The sequence below is a fragment of the Sphingobium sp. TomTYG72 genome (genome assembly GCF_055394715.1).
Genome location: NZ_AP027337.1, coordinates 585,117 through 604,950 on the forward strand (window position 1 = coordinate 585,117; position 19,834 = coordinate 604,950).

A 19,834-nucleotide genomic window follows, 5' to 3' on the forward strand; every position below is an offset into this window, starting at 1 on the left:
ACGGTCATCAGCAAACAGGGGCGGACTATCGCCCGCCCCTTGCACCTTAGAGCCCGTCGAGGCCTTTGCTGACGAGCACATTCACCGCGACGCGGCGGTTCTGCGCCTTGCCTTCGACCGTGTCGTTGCTGCTGAGCGGGTCCGCTTCGGACATGCCGGTGGGGGTCAGCATGCGATAGGGCTTCCAACCGCAGGTCTGCTGAAGATAGTTGACCACCCGACTGGCCCGTTTTTCGCTAAGCTCCTGATTGAAGTCATCGCTGCCGGTGGAATCGGTATAGCCCACGACCAGCAACAGCGCGTTGTTCATGCCCTCGGCCGCTGACGCAGTGGCGCACAGGTCGTTCTTCGCCTGTGCGGACAATACCGCCTTGCCGATGTCGAAGTTCACGTTGGTCGTGCTTTTTACATTATATTTATCGATGTCGCCCACGCGGCTGCGCAAGGCTTCCGTCGCGGCGGTCTGTTCGGCAAAGCCCTGGGCAGTGCCGCTGCGGATCATCGACGCGGTCTTCAGATCCTTGCTCTTCAAATCGATCTGACTGGCGATCAGGTCAGCACCCGACTGAAGCGTCTTGATGGAAACCGGCAGACCGTTCAGCAGCGAAGCTGTGGCAAGCTTGCTGCGGCTAAGGCCAAGGAAACCGCCGCTGGACTTGACCCGGGTAGCATCATTGATGGTAACGACGGTGTTGGTGCCGTCGGCAGTGGTAATCTGCAATTTATCGCCGCTGCGTGCGGAGATGAGGCCTTCGATCTCAGGCCCTTCGGTCAGTTGGGCCGCGTCGGGTGCAGGGGCGCTATAGGTGGCCGACAGATTGGCTTCAGGCGCCTCCTGTTGCGCCTCCTGCGCGAAGCTGGCTGAAGCGGCCCCGACAGCTGCGGACAAAAGTAAGAAAAGTTTCGGACTTTTTAGAATGTTACTCATTGCGCTACTCCTTCAAACTCGATCGGCCGGGCCTGCGTAATCGCAGCTTCTCGTCCGACCGCCGCATCCGTGATGTCGTAACGGCTGTCAGAACCCCCTCCATGTAGTCTCATTATGACGCGCGGTATTCGGCCGCACCTGAACAGCATGGGCGTCCTGCCTGTTCAGCCCAACCTTTCGCGGAGATGAACGCGTCCGGTCGCGCTCCGCTGCTGGGGCTGGTAGGACTGCTTCATGCGACGAACCGATGTCGGCGGAGTAATTTTATTAACCCGAAAGTTAAGATTAAGCAATTTCCCAGCGACGCCGCGATCGCCGCGAGGATTAGCGGCGTGACTCGGACGGCCAGAATGCCACTGGAGCTCCCAGGGATTTTCGGGCATGCTGGCCCATACTGGCGGATAGGGCTTACGCGGTTGAAATATCTTGATTTCATCTCGTCTGTTCCTCCGCCTGCATTGCCGATCGGTACTCAGGGCTATCTTCTGATGGTTCCGATTCCAGCGCGCCCAAGGTTCACAGGGTGGAATGGAACCGCCCGGACGCTGAACAGGGGGGAATAAATCATGTCCGAACGGCAGCTGAAGGCGTGGCAGGAGGCGGGGCTGATCGACGCCGATACGGCCGAACGCATTCGCGCGTGGGAATTGACGCATAGTCGGCCTGTCGGATTATGGGCTATCGTCGGCCTGGGTGCGTTGACGATCGGGTTGGGGATCATCTCCGTCGTCGCCGCGAATTGGGACGCGATACCCGGTGAGACGCGTCTGGCGATCCACTTCGCCCTAATGATGGGCTTTGCTGGGCTGCTCTGGCGGTATCTGCCGAGGGCAGCGGCGAAGAACAATTATTTCAGCGATGGATTACTGTTCGTGGCTGCGGTTCTGGGTCTCGCCTTCTTTGGCCATGTCGGGCAGGTGTATCAGACTTCCTCGCCGCTCTGGCAGCCGCTGCTGGCATGGCTGGTCATCTTTTCGCCGCTGCTGCTCCTGTTTGGAAGAGGGTGGCCGGTCGCGGGTCTCTGGCTGGCAGCGATAGTCGGCACGGCATGGTCGCACGCGGACGAATATGGTCATGCATGGGCATGGGGGCAGCATGTGCCCCAACCCGCCTTTCCAACACTTTATTGGGGCCTGATCGTTTGCCCGCCGATTGTGGTGGCTGCCTTCGCCGCGTTCATGCGGGACCGGAGTGACCGGCCCACCTTCTGGCGCTTGCTGGAGCAATTGGCGATCATCCTGATCCTTGCTGGCATCAGCATCGCCATCATAGCGGGCGGCTGGGACAGCCGGACCCACGCTGCCCTCGGCAGCATCGCCATACAGAGTCTGGCGCTGATCAGTGCCGCCGCGATCATATTCCGCGTCACGCCCACACGATCCGGAACAGCAACGGCGGGGATATTGGCCGCTGGGGCGCTGCTGCATTTCGCGCAGGCCTTGCTGGTCGATCTGCACGGCCCGATCCGCAGCCCATGGATCGGAGCACTATTCTTCGTCATGCTGTGGGGCGCCGTGGCCGCAGGGGCCATCTTCGCCCGGTGGCGACGCCTGTTCCAGGGGGCGATCGCACTGGTGGCGCTGCGCATCATCATTTTGAGCTTCGAACTTAATGACAGCCTGCTTGAAAGCGGGGCGGGCCTTATATTTTCCGGGGCTTTCGCCATTGCGGTGGCATGGGCGACCGTCCGTATCTCGAAACGCTATGCACCGGCGGGAGGGATGGTGGCATGAAGAGGTTTGCGTCATCGCCACGGCTTCTGCTCGCCGCCGCCCTGCTGCTGCCGATCATGGCCTTGGCTTACAGCTGGATCACGACCTATCGTCTCGCGCAGCAAGGGCAAGAATGGCTCATTCCTATTCGGGGTTATGATCCAAGGGATTTGCTTCGCGGGCACTATATTCAATATCAATATGACTGGCCCGTGGATGCTGCGCAGGACGATCGCAATCTCGGCAAAACTTCCTTTGATGCATCGCTTGCCAGTCAATTTTGCATTGAGGGCACCGCTCCGAATATTGTCAGGGTTCGCGAATTGGCTCGTCCCGATGCGGAGCAAGCAAGGGGATGCGCGATCATTGTTCGCGCCTCGCTCGGCACACGGCGAGAGGTGCGTGGACTGGATTCCGGCATATTATTCACATCGCAGGCCAATGCCGTGTCATTGTCGCGTCGATTGGCGAATGCACAGGATCAGGGCTTGGTGCGCGTCAGGATCAGGCCCGATGGGGTCATGCGGCCGGTAAACCTAGAATTCGGAAAGCGTCAGCACCCAGATTGATCATTCTTTCCGCAACAGTGACATAAGTGCATCACAATATTGCATTGCTCAATTGCGTAGTTTGTTTCCATATTCTACTCTGAAAATCGACCGCCTGAACAAAGGCGGCGAACTAAAATAGGAGGGGATCTTGAAGAAGCATTCCGCACTGCTTTTCAACAGCGTAGCCTCATGCGCGGTTCTGATAGCCACACCTGCCTTGGCGCAGGAGGCGTCAGGCACCCAACTCGGTGCAACCGCCGATATCATCGTGACGGCCCAACGCCGCGCCGAACGCGCGCAGGACGTGCCTATCGCGATTACGGCTTTTTCGCCCGAACGACTTCAGCAACAAAATATCACCCAGTCGCAGGATCTGAACGCCAGCGTCCCGTCGCTGGTCGTCGGGTCCGCAGGGCAGGGTTCACGCGATTCCCAAACCTTTACGCTGCGCGGTCAGGGGGCCACGTTCCAGGCGTCGCCGGGCGTTGTTCTCTATCTGAACGAAGTGCCGCTACCGGCGCCGATCACACTCAGCCAGCAGGGCGGACCCGGCAACTTTGTCGATCTTGAAAATCTTCAGGTGCTCGCCGGCCCGCAGGGCACGTTGTTCGGCCGTAACACGACTGGTGGCGCGATCCTTCTCGTGCCGCATAAGCCGACGAATGACTTTTCCGGATCGCTGCTTGCGAAATATGGCAATTATGACGCCAAGGAGATTGAGGGCGTCATCAACGTGCCCGTGGTGGAGGACAAGCTGCTCGTCCGCGTCGTCGGCGCCTATCATGATCGCGATGGCTATACCCGTGATGTGATCTGGAACAAGGATCGCGACGACAAGCATTGGTATTCCGGTCGTATCGGCATCACCTTCCGCCCGACCGAGCGCATCGAAAATTACCTGATGGCCTATGGCTCCTATTCGCGCTTCAACGGCACGGGGCTTATTCATAAGGGCTTCAATATCGATGGCACCGCCGGTCTGGCTCAGCTGGGCCTGTGCTCCAACACGCCGATCGCGACGAGCGGGCCATTTTCGTGCGACGTCTATCGCGCGACCACGGCTCAGGCCGACGCGCTCGGCCCTCGCCAGACTGCCCACGGCATTGATGATTATCAAAAGACCAAGACCTGGGGCATCACCGATACCCTGTCCTTCGATCTCAACGATGAACTCGTGCTGCGTAACATAGTCAGCTATCAGAAGTTCAAGAGCTTCTACCGCTATGACGGCGACGGCACCGTCTTGCAGCAATATGATGTCGATCCCTACAAGCTGCCCGCACCGGGGCAGGTCACACTGCCGGGCGTCGGCACGCCGGTCGTGTATAATAATACGTCGCCGGTCACGCTGCCGCGCGACAGCTACAAGCAGTTCACCGAAGAATTCCAGATCCAGGGCACCTACCTCGATAACAAGCTGACCTTCACGGCGGGCGGCTTCTACTACAGCCAAAAGCCTGACGGCGATCAGGCAGGCAGCGCCATCAACTATTGCCCTGCGGTGCTTACAGGCACGCCCATTCCCGGTATTCCGCCCGCTTGCATAGCCAACGCAACGCCGGGTTATGTCGCGACGACGTCAAAAGCGCTCTATGCCCAGGGCACATTTGATTTCGGAGCGATGACGCCGTCGCTCGACAGTCTGCGCCTTACCGGCGGCTTCCGCTATACCTGGGACAAGATTAAGGGCTTCTCGCAAAGCTATACGCCGACCCAGACCGGGCAGTTCATCTGTTCGGCGGACTCCTCGCTGGTGAACGCGATTTCGGATTGCAACTTCACCGCTTCGCTGAAGAGCAAGGCGGCGACATGGGTGGTCGGTCTTGATTACAAGCCGGTTCGCGACCTGATGATCTTCGGCAAGATCAGCCGTGGCTACAAGGCGGGCGGGTTCAACCCCTATGCGGTGCGAGAAACCACCCGCACCTTCGAGCCGGAAAAGGTCACCTCCTATGAGGCTGGGTTCAAGTCCGACTTCCGCGTCGCGGGCGTCCCGGCCCGGCTCAACGCCTCCTATTATTATCTGAATTATCAGAATATTCAGAAGGCGACCGGCGATTTCAATCCCGTCACCCTGGCCAGCGGCGCGCGGATCAACGCGGCGAAGGCCCATGTTTCCGGTGTAGAAGCTGAAGCGTCCATCCGGCCGTGGAAGCCGATCGAGATCGGTGGCAATTTCAGCTATACGCGCTTTAAATATACCGAATATACTTTGCCATCGAACGGCTTCCTGGCGGATTGTTCCGGCACAGCGCTGCCGCCCGGGACGCCCACGGACCTGACCTGCTTGCCCGGTCAGTATGTGGTGCCATACATCTATAGCTTCCACGTGGCAGTGAACCTGCCCATCGCGGAAAGGCTGGGAGACCTCTCCTTCTTCGTGAACTATGCGCACAATTCGTCGCAACATACCGAAGCAACGGTCGTTGCGCCGCAGCAGCCGGGGGAGAAGCTGGAAGCCTTTGGTTTGCTGAATATGTCGCTGGATTGGAACAACATCGCAGGTTCCGGCCTGGATGCAGGCTTGTACGTCACCAATGCCACGAACAAGCTCTACCGGATCAGCAACACGGACGTGTACCAAGGCGGCTCGTTGCTGTCCTGGGCGACGATCTACGGTGAGCCGCGCATGTATGGCCTAAAGCTTCGCTATCGTTTCGGCGGAGAATAAGGCTTAAAGAAGGGGACGGCGGTCATGACGGCCGCCCCCCCCCACTCAGTATCCCCGGCCGGTTCAACAGTGTTTGCGTTGGACCGGCCGATCTGTTCCGGCAGCCGCTCCTTTAGAGGATGCTGGCAATGGCCAGATGCCCGAAGCCCCCCACCGATCAGTGTTCGTTAGCAGCGAAGGCGCCGATGCCGGTCTCGGCCCGTACGCGCTGCGCCGCATAGCCAGCCCTGTCGATCGCCCCACGTGATGAACGATCGAAGTGCGAGATCAGCCAGATAGCAAGAAAGCCAGTCGGCACTGAAAATATCGCGGCAGAGCTGTACGGGAAAGGAGCCGGACCAAGGTTGAAGGTGCTTGTCCAGACTGTCGGCGACAGCAGCGTGAGGATGAAAGCCGTAAGCAGGCCGATCGTGCCGCCCACTGCTGCGCCACGCGTGGTGCAGCCATTCCAGAGAAGGGAAAGGATCAGCACGGGGAAATTACCCGATGCGGCCAATGCGAAGGCCAGGCTGACCATGAAGGCCACATTCTGCTGCTCGAAAAGAAGACCGAGCAACACCGCCAACGCGCCCAGCGCCAGCGTGGTCAAACGCGACACGCGCAGTTCGTCTGCCGGTTCCGCCTCGCCATGTTTCATCACGGTTGCATATAGATCATGGCTGATCGCGGAGGCTGCCGACAGGGTCAGCCCCGCGACCACCGCAAGAATAGTCGCAAAGGCGACCGCAGAGATGAAGCCGAGGAAGAGATTCCCGCCGATCGCATGGCCAAGATGGATCGCCGCCATATTGCCTCCACCCCGCAGCGCGCCTCCGGCATCCAGATAGGCAGGCTGCGTCCCGACCAGCACGATCGCACCAAAGCCGATGATAAAGGTGAGGATATAGAAATATCCGATCCAGCCGGTAGCCCACAGCACCGATTTGCGCGCTTCCTTTGCATCAGGAACGGTGAAGAAGCGCATCAATATGTGGGGCAAGCCCGCCGTCCCCAGCATCAGCGCGAGGCCGAAGGAAATCGCGGACACCGGGTCCTTGATGAAATTGCCCGGCGCCATGATCGAACGCCCTTTGTCAGCAGCATCGGCAGCGCTGGCGCCCGCATCGAATGCCGCAGCCGTCTTTACTTCAACGGCCCTGGCGAAGAGCGCCTCCAACGAGAAGCCGAACTGGGCCAGCACCATCACGGCCATGAAGGTGGCGCCGCCAAGCAGCAGCACGGCCTTGATGATCTGGACCCAGGTGGTTGCGCGCATGCCACCGAACAGGACGTAGAGCATCATCAGCGTGCCAACGATCACCACCGCAACCGCATAAGGCAGGCCGAACAGCAATTTGATGAGCTGTCCTGCGCCCACCATCTGCGCGATCAGGTAGAAGCTGACGACCAGAAGCGTGCTGACCGCTGCAAAGCTGCGCACCGGCGGCTGGGCAAAGCGGTAGGAGGCTACATCGGCGAAGGTAAAGCGTCCGAGGTTGCGCAGCCGCTCCGCCATCAGGAACAGCAGGATCGGCCAGCCCACCAGAAAGCCGGTGGAATAGATGAGCCCGTCATATCCGTCGAAGTAGATCTGCGCTGAAATGCCGAGGAAAGACGCGGCTGACATATAATCGCCCGCCATCGCGAGGCCGTTCTGAAAGCCGCTAATGCCTCCGCCCGCCGTGTAGAAGTCCGAAGCTGTGCGTGTGCGCGCAGCCGCGACCTTCGTGATCCACAACGTCAGCCCGACGAAAGCGACGAACATGCAGATCGCGATCCAGTTGACGGGTTGGCGTTGAGCCTGTCCTTCCAGCGCGGCTGCAAAAGCGGGGAGCGGGGCCAGCGTTATCGAAGCCAGGGCGATCGCTAACAAGCACCCCATCACGCGCTATGGTCCTTTCGGCGGTGTTCCTGAAGAATTGCGGCCATTTGTTCGTCATGATGACGATTGGCGTGCGCAACGTAGATTCCGGTAAGCGCGATCGCCAGCAGGATGAGGCCAAGGCCCACGGGTATTCCGACCGACGTCACGCCACCAGCAATAGGTGCGCCAAGCGCTGCCTTGTCGAAGGCGATCAGCAGCAGATAGCCGATAAACGCAAGGAAGATGATGGCGGACAGCCACCAGCCAAGACGCGAGCGCCTTGCCACCAGGTCAATATAACGCTGATCGGCCGCCACACTGGCGACCAAGGCATCTTCCCGCGCATTCATCACACTGCTCCCCCTGCAATATTATCATGCTAAGCGCGGCGCCCATGATTGCAATAGCGTCTGCCCCATTTGGAAGACCTTCACGAAGCGCGGGAGTCCGCCGTTTGGAGCGTGAAAGCAGCCTCACCCGCTATCCGAGGGCTGAAGCAATTTGCGGCGGAATTCGGTTGGGGCCATGCCGGTCCATCCGCGACAGGCTCGACGCAGCGCGTTGGAATCGCACAGGTCGAGCCGTTCGGCGATGTCCTCTATCGACAAGCGGCTGTTGGTCAGCATGTCGATGGCCATTTCGTGGCGCAGTTCGTCCCGGATCGCCCGGAAAGAGGTGCCAGCGCTATGCAGCCTGCGCCGCAGCGTCATCGCTCCCACGGTCAGGTGTCGTGCCAGTTCTTCGAGTGAGGGGAGCTTGCGCCTTTCCCGCAATGACATTGCCATGAAGTGACGCGAACGGCGGACGATTTCCAGCGGATCCTCACCCGTTCGCAACCCGAACAGGAAATTGAGCGTCGGCAGCGCTTCGCAATCGGCCATGGTGCGGATGACCGGCTGGTCGAGAAGGGATGCCGCAAAGCGCATTTCCAGCTGGTCTGCGTCCAGCAGCAGATCGAACGGCAGCAGTTGGCCGTCCAGATGCCGTCGGGCGAACTCGGGGAAATCGAGTGCAAGTGTGCCTTCCAACGGCTTGCCGATGAGCCAGCTGAAAATGGAGTGGAACATCAGTTGGCCGTGCAGAATGACGATGAAGTCCATTTCTTCATCATCGCTGCGCGCGCCCGTATATGACAGGCAGGCCTGTCCGCCTGTCCGCTTCAACGTCATGTTGCCCATGCGTCCGTCGATCGCCAGCAGCAATTCTTCCGTGCGCATGATGGCTTCGCGCAGGGTGCGGCTACCGACCAGGCAGTAGAAAAGCAGGCGCCAGTCGCCACCGCGAAAAGGGAGCCGACCGGTGGCGTAGGCCTGCATATCCGACAGTTCCACGCTGGCACGAGACGAAAGCTTTTGCAGGCTGGCGATGTCCAGAGACGGGAGGGTGGCGGTCAGAAACCGGTCGAGCGGCTCGTCAAACCCGTTGACCCTCAAGACGCCGACCGCATTTCCCCCGCGTCGTGCGATAAGGCGAAGAAGGCGCGCAACGATGTGATGGCCTGGCTGCCCGATATCGCTGGAAAGCGGACCACGGTCTTGATCGCATCCTCCTCGGGGCGCGGCTTCGTTCACCACGATCTTGTCCATCATCCTCTCTTCTCGCCGCCAAGAAAATCTAACGATGGCGGCGAGTCAATGACGGGCATGATCGTGCCTGTTCCACATCATGGAATTAAACCGCGATCTATTTGATCCCCGATGCATGAAACTTCAAAGTTCCGTTCGATCGGAATCCGAGCATTGCGCGATTTAAGCATAGCGATGCGGGATTTTGGTCGAGGTGATAACAATCGTAAATTGTGGGGAGTGGGGATGCTGAAACATCGTTTCACAAGATATGTCAGTCTACTTATGGCAGGCGCGGCCTTTGTCGCGGCTCCGGACGCCGATGCTCAGTCAGTTTCGGCGGCAGGGTCGGAAGTTTTGCCATCGGACATCATCGTTACTGCGGGCAAGCGCGAGGAAAAGTTGAAAGACGTTCCGATGGCGGTGGACGTCGCGACGGGCGAGCAAATTGAAAAATTCAACCTGTTTGATTTCAAGGACGTTCCCGCACTTGCGCCGGGACTTCAGATCGCCAACACGTCGGGGCGCGTCAGCGTCGCCACGCTGCGCGGCATATCGTTCAACCCCGACATTGGCGGCCCCGCTGCGGTCGCGGTCTATTACAACGAAGTGCCCGTCGATATTCAGACCGTCACCACCGCTATTTATGACATTGGTCAGGTGGAAGTACTGCGCGGACCCCAAGGGACGCTGCGCGGGCGCACTGCTCCTGCTGGCGCAATTACGGTGACCACACGGCGCGCGGACCTGAGCGAGCCGGAAGGCTATCTGCAAGCGACCGTCACCAACAAACATGCGCGCAACTTCCAGATCGCGGCGTCCACGCCGCTGATCCAGGACAAACTGGCAATCCGCGTCGCAGCCGTACTCGACCGCAACCGGGCAAACCACGTCTACAACATTAACCGTGACGAATGGTCGAACCAGGAAACCGAAAGCGTTCGCGCCACGCTGTCCTTCGCGCCGACCGAGCAGTTGCGCGGGAATATCGTGTATCAATATCTGGAAAGCGATCTGCTGCAAAACCGAGCCGTTCAGGGACCGGGCAACCGACCTAGTCTGTTTTCGCCGTTCGTCAGCGGACCCGCGATCAGCGCGTCCGACCGGCTGGCGGTGCATGAGGGATTGTCTTTCTACACCAACCGCACTCATCTCGTGACGGCGGATGCGTCTTATGACCTTGGTACCCATCTGATTTCGGTGCTGGGCGGCTTCCAGGATTCATCGCTCCATTCGCGCACCGACCAGGATGTGGGCAATGCGGTGCAGGGATATGATCAGGTGCTGACGGTTCCTGACCCTACGCGTGTCTATACGGCTGAAGCGCGTATCTCTTCAGCGTTTGAGGGGATGTTCAACTATACGCTGGGCGTATTCTACAATCAGACGAAAGCGGGCGGTCTGTCTTCTATTCGCGTCGATAGCTTCTTTGCCAATCGGGTGCCCAACACACCCTTCCCAGCGAATATGTTTGCCCTACCCCTGTTGGCGGAAGTCGACATCACCAACAAGACCAGCGACCTTGCCTTCTTTGGTCAGACCCGGCTGAAGCTGACTGACAAGCTGAGGGTAGAACTGGGCGCACGCTATACGCGCACCGTGGCTACGGCGCAGAGCTTCCTTGAGGTAACGACCACGGGCGGCGTCGGATTGCCCGTACCCGCTGGGGTCGTGGTGCCGCGCGCCGCGACAGTCGATCCCGATTTCGTGCGTCAGGTCAATCATCCGCTCACCGGGACGGCCAGCGTCAGTTATGACTGGACGCCCGACATCACGACCTATGCCACCTATGGCCGTTCCTACCGCCGTGGATCGGCGCAGTTGGGCGTCAACTCCCCGCTCGATTCCGATTTGCTGGTGCTGGAACCCGAACGGTCGGACGCGATCGAAGTCGGCCTGAAAGCGCAATTGCTGGACAAGCGCGTGTCGCTGAACCTGGCTGCTTTCTACCAGAAATTCGATGGCTTCGTGGGTCTGGTGACGGCGCCGACCGCATCGGCAAGAGACGGCGTAATCGACGGGTCGGCGGCATCGATAAGCTTCAATGGGGATGCGATTTCCAAGGGTGTGGAAATGCAATTGGATGCCCGTCCGATCGACGAGTGGGACATTTCGATCAACGCGTCCTACGCCAACTCGCACTATGACAATGCAACCGTTCCCTGCCGCGATTCCAATGGTGATGGGGTGCCGGACACGGGCCAGCCAGCGGTGCCGATCGGGCAGCAAGTTGCCTTTTGCACCAGCAATGAGCGTCTGGCCAACATCCCTCGCTTCGCGCTGAGCGCCAATAGCGAATTGCGCTTTTCTGCTGGGGCATTGCAGCCGTTCATTCGAGGGCTGCTGACTTACCGGCCGGGCTTCTATGCGCAAAGCGCGGACTATCACTACAAGGCGATCACCAATGTGAACCTGTTCGCTGGCGTCCGTTCCCCCGATGCGGGATGGGAATTGACTGCGTTCGTCAAGAATCTCTTTAATTCCACGCAGATCACCAATGCGACCAGCGCAGAGTTGCAGATCGCGACGCGCTTCCTGGTTCCGGGGCCGGCGGGCAACCCCACGCCCTTCCGCTCGGGATATTCGGCAGTGTCGGTCAATCCGCCGCGCGAATTTGGCGTAACGATGAATTACCGCTTCTAAAGGGGGCGTAGCGCCCGGATGGTTTCCGGGCGCTACTTCTCGCGCTGACGAGCGAATACGCTTGCTCTTTTCCTCCAGAGTTGAACGCGGAAATTCGCTGGCGCTTATTGGACCAGAGCGTGACGGCAAGGGGAGACCACTGGTCATGCCGCTCAGCGAGGGGCCTTTCCACCATGTGGAACAGGAACGAGAATCCTCATCATTATTTGCCGAACGTTCCGATATAGAGTCCCGCCGGATGGCCGGACTTTCCGGACGGGTCCTTGATCGCGAAGGCAATGCGGCGGCCGTCGGGGGACACCGTCGATTGATGCGCCTGCGCGCCGGACGGGCTGATGTTGGTCAGCGCCCGGCGGGATTTGCCATCCATGGTGATGACGAAGATATCGAATCCCTTGCCGGAATTCGCCGCAGCGATTTCCGCTGCACGGCTTTCGCCCTTGAAGCGCAAAATCTGCTCGACGCCCGGCCTGATATGTCCGCTGATGCCGCGATAGGGGCCATCCGGATCGGAATGAATATTCGCTTCCTCCAAGCCATAGCGTTCGTCGGGAAATATGTGGGTTTCGTTATGGGAAGGAGTGGCATAGACCTTGCTCACCGCCTTGGTCGCGATGTCGACTTTGTACATTTCGCTGTCCAGCGCCGCCATTTCGGTGGTCCAGAACATGACGCTGCGCCCGCCATCGATGAAGTCATAGGCTTCGGGGAAGCTTGCCGGGCCGGGCTGGCCGGGGCGGTAGCTATAGACGGCCTGCATGTCGGCAAGCCGCGCGGTCCTGCCGTCACGGACCAGCCGGGCCACCGTCAGGTCGAGGCCGGTGGCCGAAGGACGCGACCAGGATAGGTTGATCGATCCATCGGCGTTGGGTTCGCGCGCTATGGCGATGTCGCCCATCGCTCCGCTGTTGAGCGAAACCGGGCGGGCGAGCGACTTCGACATCCAGAACAGTTGGGTTCGGGCGGCATCGGCCGCGCCGCCGCTGCCCCCCTTCATGCCCGGCGCAGCTTCGATCAGGAAGCTGTTGTCGGGCAGGTAAAATATGCGGGTGACGAACTGCGTTTCGCCGAATTTACAGGTGAGGCAACGCACTTTTTTCGTGCGTAGGTCGATTTCATACGCCGGGCTGTCGACCAGATCGTCTTTGGTGAAGGCAATGCGACGGCCGTCGGGCGACCAGTTGGGCCGGTTGCCCCAATCCAGGAGGCGTTCCTGATGGAAAGGCGCGGTCAGATAGTCGATCGTCGTATCCTTGGCCGTGGCGGCAGGCGCTGCCATCGGCGGCAGGGTAGCGGTCAACAGCGCCGCGCTCAGAAGTTGAGCAGCAATGCTGGATTTCCTGCGCTTGATAAGGTTCGTCACGTTCAGGCTCCTTGAGTTCAATATTCTAGCTGGTGTGTGCAATGGCCGTCTCCAGACCATGCAGCACGGCAATGCGATCCGGGATGGAGGCCGCCGCGCCGAGTGACTGAACGGTGATAGACGCCGCCATGTTGGCCTCCGCCGCAGCATGTTCGATGCGATCGCCCCGCGCGAGACCGGCGGCGAGATAACCACAGAAACAGTCGCCTGCTCCGGTCGTGTCGACCACAGCCGTAGGCCGTCCCGCTATGCGCAGGACGCCGCTGGCCGCAACGATCGCCACGCCATCTGCACCCAATGTCACCAACAAGGTTTGGCCATGTTCCAGGCCAAGCAAGGTTTTGCTCGACAGCAATCCTGCGTTGTCCAGCATAGGGACGCCCTCAGCGCCCGTCAGCAAGGCCAACTCGCTTTCATTGACAATCAACAGATCGCAGAGCGGCAGCAGCTGGTGCGCAGCGGTTGACGCTGGCGCAGCGTTGAGGATGGTGCAGGCTCCGGTGGCGCGAGCATGCTGAAACAGCGCTACCGTAGCGGGGACGGGCGTTTCCATCTGGGCGAGGCAGACATCATCCGGGGCAAGATCAATCTCGGCGAAGGTGGCATCGACATCCGCATTTGCCCCGGCGACATGAATGATCTGATTGTCCTGTGGCGATGTCGCCACCAGCGCGCAACCAGTGGGGGAGGAAGTGGTGCGTACCCGGCTAACATCGACGCCATGATCGGCAAGCGCCGCGACCATCTGCGCGCCGTCCTCGTCCGCCCCGACCGCGCCCAACAGGATGCAATGCGCACCCGCACGCGCTGCGCCGACGGCCTGGTTCGCGCCTTTGCCGCCCAGTTGACGCGTCAGATTTGACCCTGACACGGTTTCACCCGCGCGGGGCAGACGCGGCGCGGTGATCAGAAGATCAATGTTGACGCTGCCCAGCACCACGACCTTGCCCGCGCGCGCCGTCCTCATCCGCCTTGCTCCAGCGATGCGAGCTTCGCGACGCGGCGGCGGAAATGCTCTTCGTCGCTGAACTGCGCGGCCAGGAAATGGCGGACGATGTCCAGCGCGATCTGCGGGCCGGTGATCCACGCGCCAATGCACAGTACATTGACGTCGTCATGCACCACCGCCTGCCGCGCGACATAGGTGTCGTGCGCGACGGCGGCGCGGATGCCGCGAACCTTGTTAGCGGCGATACACGCCCCCGCGCCCGTGCCGCACAGCAGGATGACGCGATCGGTCTCGCCATCCAGGATGGTTTGTACCGCGCGACGGGTAATGTCGGGAAAGTCGACAGGCTCTTCCGACTGCGCGCCGACGTCGATGATGCGACCGCTGTGGCGGCCTAGCAGGTCCAGCACTGGCGGGCGCAGCGGGAAACCGGCATGGTCGTTGGCAAAGCCGATGACGTCCCGGAAAGGTATATGCTGTTCGTCCCCCGACAATGTTTCTGGCTTGTGCATGGATTCCCCAAATTCCGCGCCAGTGCCGCTTTCGCAGCATTTCACCGACAGAATCGAACCTGCCCACTGGCGCTTTGATTGCACTGTGGTATTACCAGTTTGGAATCCGATCAAGGGGGAGGGCCGAATGACGCGTGGCAGGGAGGATGCGATGGGGCGTGGAAGGCTGGCGGCCTTTTGCGTCACCGCGCTCGCGATCCAGGCTTATGCGACGCTGGTCACGGTGTTCCTGCCCGAATTCTACGCCAATGCGCTGGCTCTGCCGGTCGGTGCGGTCGGCACGGCCTTCATGACGGTGCGGGTGTTGGATCTGATGATCGATCCGCTGCTGGGCGGGATGATGGATGCGACGCGATCGCGTTGGGGGCGTTACCGTCCCTGGTTGGCGGCGAGCGCGCCAATTCTGATGCTGTCGACTTACGCCCTGTTTCAGGCGGAGCGAGGGGTCGGCATGGCTTATCTTTGGGCGTGGCTGTTCATCGCCTTCATCGGCTTTTCGATGATCGTGCTGTCGCATCTGGCCTGGACGGCGACCCTGTCCACGGGATCCACGGAGCGGACGCGCATTTTTGCCTGGTGGCAGGTATTCGCGACGGCAGGGCAGTTTTCGATTCTCGCCATATTGCCGGTGGTCGCCAGTGCCTATCCCGGCGATCCAGGGGCCGGCATGCACGCGGCGGGATGGGTCATGATCGTGCTGATCCCCGGCGCGATCTTGCTGGCGCTGCGGACTACGCCGGAAAAACAGCCGGGAGAGGGCGCTCAGGCGGCGCTCGCCGTGCGGGATTATATCGCGCTATTTTCGCAAGGGCCGGTCGTTCGACTGGTGCTGGCCGACCTGCTGATCGCCTTGTCCACGGGCGTCGCCAATGCGGTGGCGTTGTTCTTCTACATGGGGCAGCTTGGTTTCGACCGGGCAGTAGCGAGCACCCTGATCCTCATCGCCTACGCCGCCGCTTTTGCCGGGACGCCATTGTTCGCCAAGTTGGCCGGGCGGATCGGCAAGGCGCGGGCGTTACAGGCGGGCGCGTTCATTCAGGCGTTGCTGCAATTGGGGATGGCGGTGCAGCCCGCCAATTCCTTCTGGCTGACGGCGGCTAACGTGGCGGCGCTCGGCCTGTGCATCCCGATCGCCTGGTTCCTGCCCCGTGCGTTGATGGCCGATGTCGCCGACGCTACGCGCGCGCGCTTCGGCGTCGATCGCACGGGGCTGCTCTATGCGACGCTCAATGGATCGATGAAGCTGGCGTTGGGGCTGGCGGTGGGCCTAGCCTTCCTGTTGCTCGCCTGGCTCGGCTTCGATCCCGCCCATGCCAGTGACCCGCGCAACGGCCTGCCCCTGCGGAGCTTGATCGGCATCGTGCCAGCGCTCTTTTCGCTGGGCGTAGTCCTGTGCATGATGCGCTACCCTGAAACATCCCTGCGAGAGGCGAGCCGCCAGGCCGCGCTCGCCTGAAACTTCGAGAAGCTGAAAGAGATTGCCAATGAATCGTCGCGACCTGCTCAAATCCTCTGCTCTCCTGATGCTCGCAGCCGGTGTTCCTGCGGCTGCGCGACGGAAATCTGCTCCCCTGCTGGGGGCAGATGGCGCGGGCGTGCAGCTCTATATGTTTGAACCCGACCTGCACCGTTACCTTGACGGTACACTCGCCACGATCGCTGCGGCAGGTGTGCGATCGGTGGAGCTTGCGTCGCTGCATCGCCGGACGCCTGCCGAGTTCCGCGCTGCCCTGGACAAGGCAGGTTTGAAATGCCGCAGCGCCCATGTCGCTGCTTCATCGTCGGTGCCCGGCGCGAGCGGGCTGAACTTCGACAATCTGGACAAGCTGGTCGAGGATCTGAACATATTGGGATCACGCAATGCCGTGCTGCCGCTGTTCCAGTTCCCCAAGGACCCGAAATGGGGTCTGCCGGTGTCCTTCATGTCGCTGATGAAGCCGGGCGGCCCGCCGGTGCCAGCCGAGCGCTATGAACGCATGGCCGACTTCCTCAATGAAAAGGGTTCCGTCCTCAAGAAGAATGGCATCCGCATCGGCTATCACAATCATAATGGCGAGTTGGCTCCCCTCGGGGAGAAGACCGGCCTTCAGATCCTGCTGGAAAAGACCGACCCGCGCATCGTCGATTTCGAAATGGATGCGGGCTGGTTGGCGGCGGGCGGGCAGGACCCGGTCGCCTGGCTCAAACGCTATCGCGGGCGCTTTACCCAAATGCATGTGAAGGACATCGCGGCTGGGACCCAGGTTAATTATCATATGCAACAGAAGCCGACGGAGGTGGGGTCGGGCACGATGGATTGGCCCGCCATCCTGAAGGCGGCGCAGATTGCGGGCGTGCGCAACTTCTTTGTCGAGCAGGAGCCGCCATTCCCCGGCGCGCGCATCGACTCTCTAAAGAAGAGCCTTGCCTACCTTCGGACGCTGGAGACTGCACGATGAACTGCCGCCTGCTGACTCGCACGGCAATCTTCGCCTCACTGATCGTCGCAGCCATGCCGGGACAGGCGCAGAATGATGCAGCGTCAGCCCTGCTGTTTGACGATGTGACTGACACGCATGTGCCCGTTTCCAAATATCTCCACGCGCTGGACGTCGCGCTGGTGGATGTGGATGGCGATGGCGATCTGGACGCGGCGATCGCGGTCGAAATGGGTGCGAACCGGCTCTACATCAATGATGGGCAGGGCCACTTCACCTGGAAGCAGGGCGCGCTCGGCACCAAGGCGCATGACACGGAACATGTGCTGTCCGCCGACTTCAACCGTGATGGCTATCCCGATCTGATCTTCGTCGCGGAAGAGGATCATGCACACCAGCTGTTTCTGGGCGGACCGGGGGGCGAATTTACCGACGCGTCGGATCGGCTGCCGAAAATGAGCGAGGGCAATGGTGTTGCGGTGGGCGACGTCAATAGCGACGGCCTGCCGGATATCGTGATCGGCAATTCGGCGGAGGTGCGCTGGAACAAGCCGCGCGCGTCGGGGCAGAACTTCCTGTGGCTGAACGATCCCAAACAGCCCGGCACTTTCATTGATGCGACGGCGCCGCACCTGCCCGCCTATGAAGACGATACGCAGGACATCGCGCTGGCCGACCTGGACGGTGACGGCGACCTCGACATGGTGGTCGCGAACGAAAGTCCGCCGAACCGTGTGCTGATGAACGATGGCAAGGGGCATTTTCGCGAGGCGCCCAAGGCGCTTCAGCTGCTCACGCCGCTGGAGACGCGCGAAGTGCACGTCTTCGACGCCAATGGCGACAAGCGTCCCGACATCCTGTTCCTGAATCTGACCAGCAACAACAAGAAATGGGACAAGGACCCGCAAGCGCGGTTGCTGATCAACAAGGGGCGAGGCAAGTTCCGTGACGAAACCAAGGCGCGCCTGCCCGCCAACCGCTTTTCCAGCTGGGGCGGGACGGTGATGGACTTCAATCATGACGGTCATCCCGACCTGATCGTTGGCGCGATCGACGTGCCCGGGTTCAAGCCGTTGCAGCTGCGCGCCTATGCCAATGATGGCAAGGGACGCTTCACCGACGTGACGGCTTCGGTCATGCCTGCCGCGACCGTCGCGCGCAGTTGGAGCATGGCTAAGGGCGACGTTAACGGAGACGGCGTGGAGGACTTGTTCGTCGGCAGCTGGGGCACGCAGGCGCGCCTGCTGCTGGGCAAGCGCAAATAAGGGGTGGCTGATTTCCTGTTCCGCCAGGCGGAATTGCAGTTTCCGTCAGTTGCAAATTGCAGCTTTCATTGCCGATTTGTAAGTCCAGTGCAGAACGGCGGCGAGGGAACAGGTTTTGACGGACGGCGAGGGTATGAAAAAGGCGCGGATCGCGCTGGCGCGGGAGATGTTCGACGTCGCGCTGTCCGCGGTATCTGCGGAGCGATGCTTGCCTTCGCATATGCCATCCCCGCCGAAAGGACGGCGGCTGGTGCTTGCAGTGGGCAAGGCGGGTGCGGCGATGGCGGATGTCGCGCTTCGCCACTCGCCACCGGGGACGCAAACGATCATCCTTACGCCCTACGGCCATGGCCTGCCGCCCGGAACCTTCCCCGCCGACGCCCTCGTGATCGAGGCCGGGCATCCCTTGCCCGACGAACATGGTCAGCGCGCGGCGCAAATGATCCAGGAAGCCGTGCGAGACCTTGGTGAAGAGGATCAATTGCTGGCGCTGATCTCCGGCGGTGGCTCTGCGTTGTTGGCATTGCCGGTCGATGGCGTGTCGCTGGATGATAAGCGCCGGGTGACGCGCGAGCTGCTGTTTTGCGGTGCTACCATTTCGCAGATCAATTGCGTGCGTACGCACTTGTCACAGGTCAAGGGTGGGCGTCTGGCCGCGCTGGCGTATCCCGCGCAGGTAGTCACATTGGCCTTTTCCGACGTGCCGGGTGACGATCCAGCCCTGATCGCTTCAGGCCCTACGGTCGCGGATCGCACGACGCTGGCCGACGCGCGGCGGGTGATCGAACGCTATCGCATCACCGTTCCAGACAATGTGATGGCGGTGTTGAGCGACGATCGGCATGCGACGCCGAGACCGGGTTCGCCAGAGTTAGCGCGGGCCGATACGCGGATCGTCGCGCGCAACCGTATGGCGCTGGAAGCCGCGGGGGAAGTCGCCATGGCGGCAGGATACAAGCCTGTCTATCTGGGTGACGATCTGGAAGGAGACGCGACCGAACTTGGCATCGTCCATGCGGCGCTTGCTCTGCATCATCAGCGCAAGGGCGGACGCTGGGCGCTGCTGTCTGGTGGCGAAACCACCGTGCTGGTCGGCAATCCGTCAGGCAGTGGCGGGCGCAACAGCGAATATATGCTGAGCCTTGCCATGTCGCTGGACGCCGCGCGGGGCATATCGGCACTTGCGTGTGACACGGACGGCATCGACGGCGTGGGCGGCCATGCGGGGGCCATCGTCGATGAAAGCACTTTGGCGCGGGCTCGTGCCGCAGGCATGTCGGCCAGCGGAATGCTGCGCGAAAATAACAGCTTCGGCTTCTTCAACGCGCTGGGGGATCTGGTGTTTACCGGGCCGACGCGCACCAACGTCAATGATTTTCGCGCGATCCTGATCGACGGGTGAGCCCACATGCGAA

At 60.9% G+C, this 19,834-nt stretch carries 15 protein-coding genes; 8 read left to right on the forward strand and 7 right to left on the reverse strand.

The window, feature by feature from the left end:
- Positions 1-46: 46 nt before the first annotated feature.
- Positions 47-928 (reverse strand): OmpA family protein, encoded by an 882-nt coding sequence (locus ACZ5U1_RS16135; RefSeq protein WP_464780154.1) that lies wholly within the window; start codon positions 926-928, stop codon positions 47-49.
- 566 nt (positions 929-1,494) lie between these two features.
- On the opposite strand from ACZ5U1_RS16135, the gene ACZ5U1_RS16140 reads away from it, so the two are divergent.
- The 3 genes from ACZ5U1_RS16140 to ACZ5U1_RS16150 all read left to right on the forward strand — a co-directional run bounded on the left by ACZ5U1_RS16140 (position 1,495) and on the right by ACZ5U1_RS16150 (position 5,862).
- Positions 1,495-2,661, forward strand: a complete 1,167-nt coding sequence (locus tag ACZ5U1_RS16140; protein ID WP_464780155.1) for a DUF2157 domain-containing protein — start codon at positions 1,495-1,497, stop codon at positions 2,659-2,661.
- Between the two features lie 56 nt (positions 2,662-2,717).
- A complete protein-coding gene (locus ACZ5U1_RS16145) occupies positions 2,718-3,209 on the forward strand; it encodes a GDYXXLXY domain-containing protein (protein ID WP_464780156.1) in 492 nt (163 codons plus the stop codon).
- Positions 3,210-3,339: 130 nt separating this feature from the next.
- The gene (locus tag ACZ5U1_RS16150; protein WP_464780157.1) at positions 3,340-5,862 is read left to right on the forward strand and encodes a TonB-dependent receptor; all 2,523 of its coding nucleotides are present in this window, start codon (positions 3,340-3,342) and stop codon (positions 5,860-5,862) included.
- Positions 5,863-6,019: 157 nt separating this feature from the next.
- Here the strand turns inward: ACZ5U1_RS16150 and ACZ5U1_RS16155 are convergent, their stop codons facing one another.
- From ACZ5U1_RS16155 to ACZ5U1_RS16165, 3 genes are all read right to left on the reverse strand, one after another.
- Positions 6,020-7,723 (reverse strand): cation acetate symporter, encoded by a 1,704-nt coding sequence (locus ACZ5U1_RS16155; protein WP_464780158.1) that lies wholly within the window; start codon positions 7,721-7,723, stop codon positions 6,020-6,022.
- Positions 7,723-8,055, reverse strand: a complete 333-nt coding sequence (locus ACZ5U1_RS16160; protein ID WP_464780159.1) for a DUF485 domain-containing protein — start codon at positions 8,053-8,055, stop codon at positions 7,723-7,725. The genes ACZ5U1_RS16155 and ACZ5U1_RS16160 overlap by 1 nt, the downstream gene beginning before the upstream one ends.
- Positions 8,056-8,178: 123 nt before the next feature.
- Positions 8,179-9,294: a helix-turn-helix domain-containing protein gene (locus ACZ5U1_RS16165; RefSeq protein ID WP_464780160.1), complete on the reverse strand. Its 1,116-nt coding sequence runs from the start codon at positions 9,292-9,294 to the stop codon at positions 8,179-8,181.
- Positions 9,295-9,516: 222 nt separating this feature from the next.
- On the opposite strand from ACZ5U1_RS16165, the gene ACZ5U1_RS16170 reads away from it, so the two are divergent.
- Positions 9,517-11,913, forward strand: a complete 2,397-nt coding sequence (locus tag ACZ5U1_RS16170) for a TonB-dependent receptor (protein ID WP_464780161.1) — start codon at positions 9,517-9,519, stop codon at positions 11,911-11,913.
- Positions 11,914-12,115: 202 nt separating this feature from the next.
- Here ACZ5U1_RS16170 and ACZ5U1_RS16175 read toward each other — a convergent pair whose 3' ends face one another.
- From ACZ5U1_RS16175 to ACZ5U1_RS16185, 3 genes are read right to left on the reverse strand one after another with little or no spacing between them, the layout of a single operon-like run.
- Positions 12,116-13,276, reverse strand: coding sequence for a hypothetical protein (locus ACZ5U1_RS16175; RefSeq protein ID WP_464780162.1), 1,161 nt, complete (start codon positions 13,274-13,276; stop codon positions 12,116-12,118).
- A 25-nt stretch (positions 13,277-13,301) separates the two neighbouring features.
- Positions 13,302-14,243 (reverse strand): ribokinase, encoded by a 942-nt coding sequence (locus tag ACZ5U1_RS16180; protein ID WP_464780163.1) that lies wholly within the window; start codon positions 14,241-14,243, stop codon positions 13,302-13,304.
- A complete protein-coding gene (locus tag ACZ5U1_RS16185; protein WP_464780164.1) occupies positions 14,240-14,737 on the reverse strand; it encodes an RpiB/LacA/LacB family sugar-phosphate isomerase in 498 nt (165 codons plus the stop codon). Before ACZ5U1_RS16185 ends, ACZ5U1_RS16180 begins: the two co-directional genes overlap by 4 nt.
- Positions 14,738-14,864: 127 nt before the next feature.
- On the opposite strand from ACZ5U1_RS16185, the gene ACZ5U1_RS16190 reads away from it, so the two are divergent.
- The 4 genes from ACZ5U1_RS16190 (at position 14,865) to ACZ5U1_RS16205 (ending at position 19,821) form a co-directional block, all read left to right on the forward strand.
- Entirely contained in the window at positions 14,865-16,193 is a 1,329-nt protein-coding gene (locus tag ACZ5U1_RS16190; RefSeq protein WP_464780165.1) for an MFS transporter, read from the forward strand.
- Positions 16,194-16,221: 28 nt separating this feature from the next.
- On the forward strand, positions 16,222-17,175 hold the full coding sequence (locus ACZ5U1_RS16195; protein ID WP_464780166.1) for a sugar phosphate isomerase/epimerase family protein: 954 nt from the start codon (positions 16,222-16,224) through the stop codon (positions 17,173-17,175).
- The gene (locus ACZ5U1_RS16200; RefSeq protein WP_464780167.1) at positions 17,172-18,419 is read left to right on the forward strand and encodes an FG-GAP repeat domain-containing protein; all 1,248 of its coding nucleotides are present in this window, start codon (positions 17,172-17,174) and stop codon (positions 18,417-18,419) included. Before ACZ5U1_RS16195 ends, ACZ5U1_RS16200 begins: the two co-directional genes overlap by 4 nt.
- A 115-nt stretch (positions 18,420-18,534) precedes the next feature.
- Positions 18,535-19,821: a glycerate kinase type-2 family protein gene (locus tag ACZ5U1_RS16205; RefSeq protein WP_464780168.1), complete on the forward strand. Its 1,287-nt coding sequence runs from the start codon at positions 18,535-18,537 to the stop codon at positions 19,819-19,821.
- The last annotated feature ends 13 nt before the right edge of the window (positions 19,822-19,834 follow it).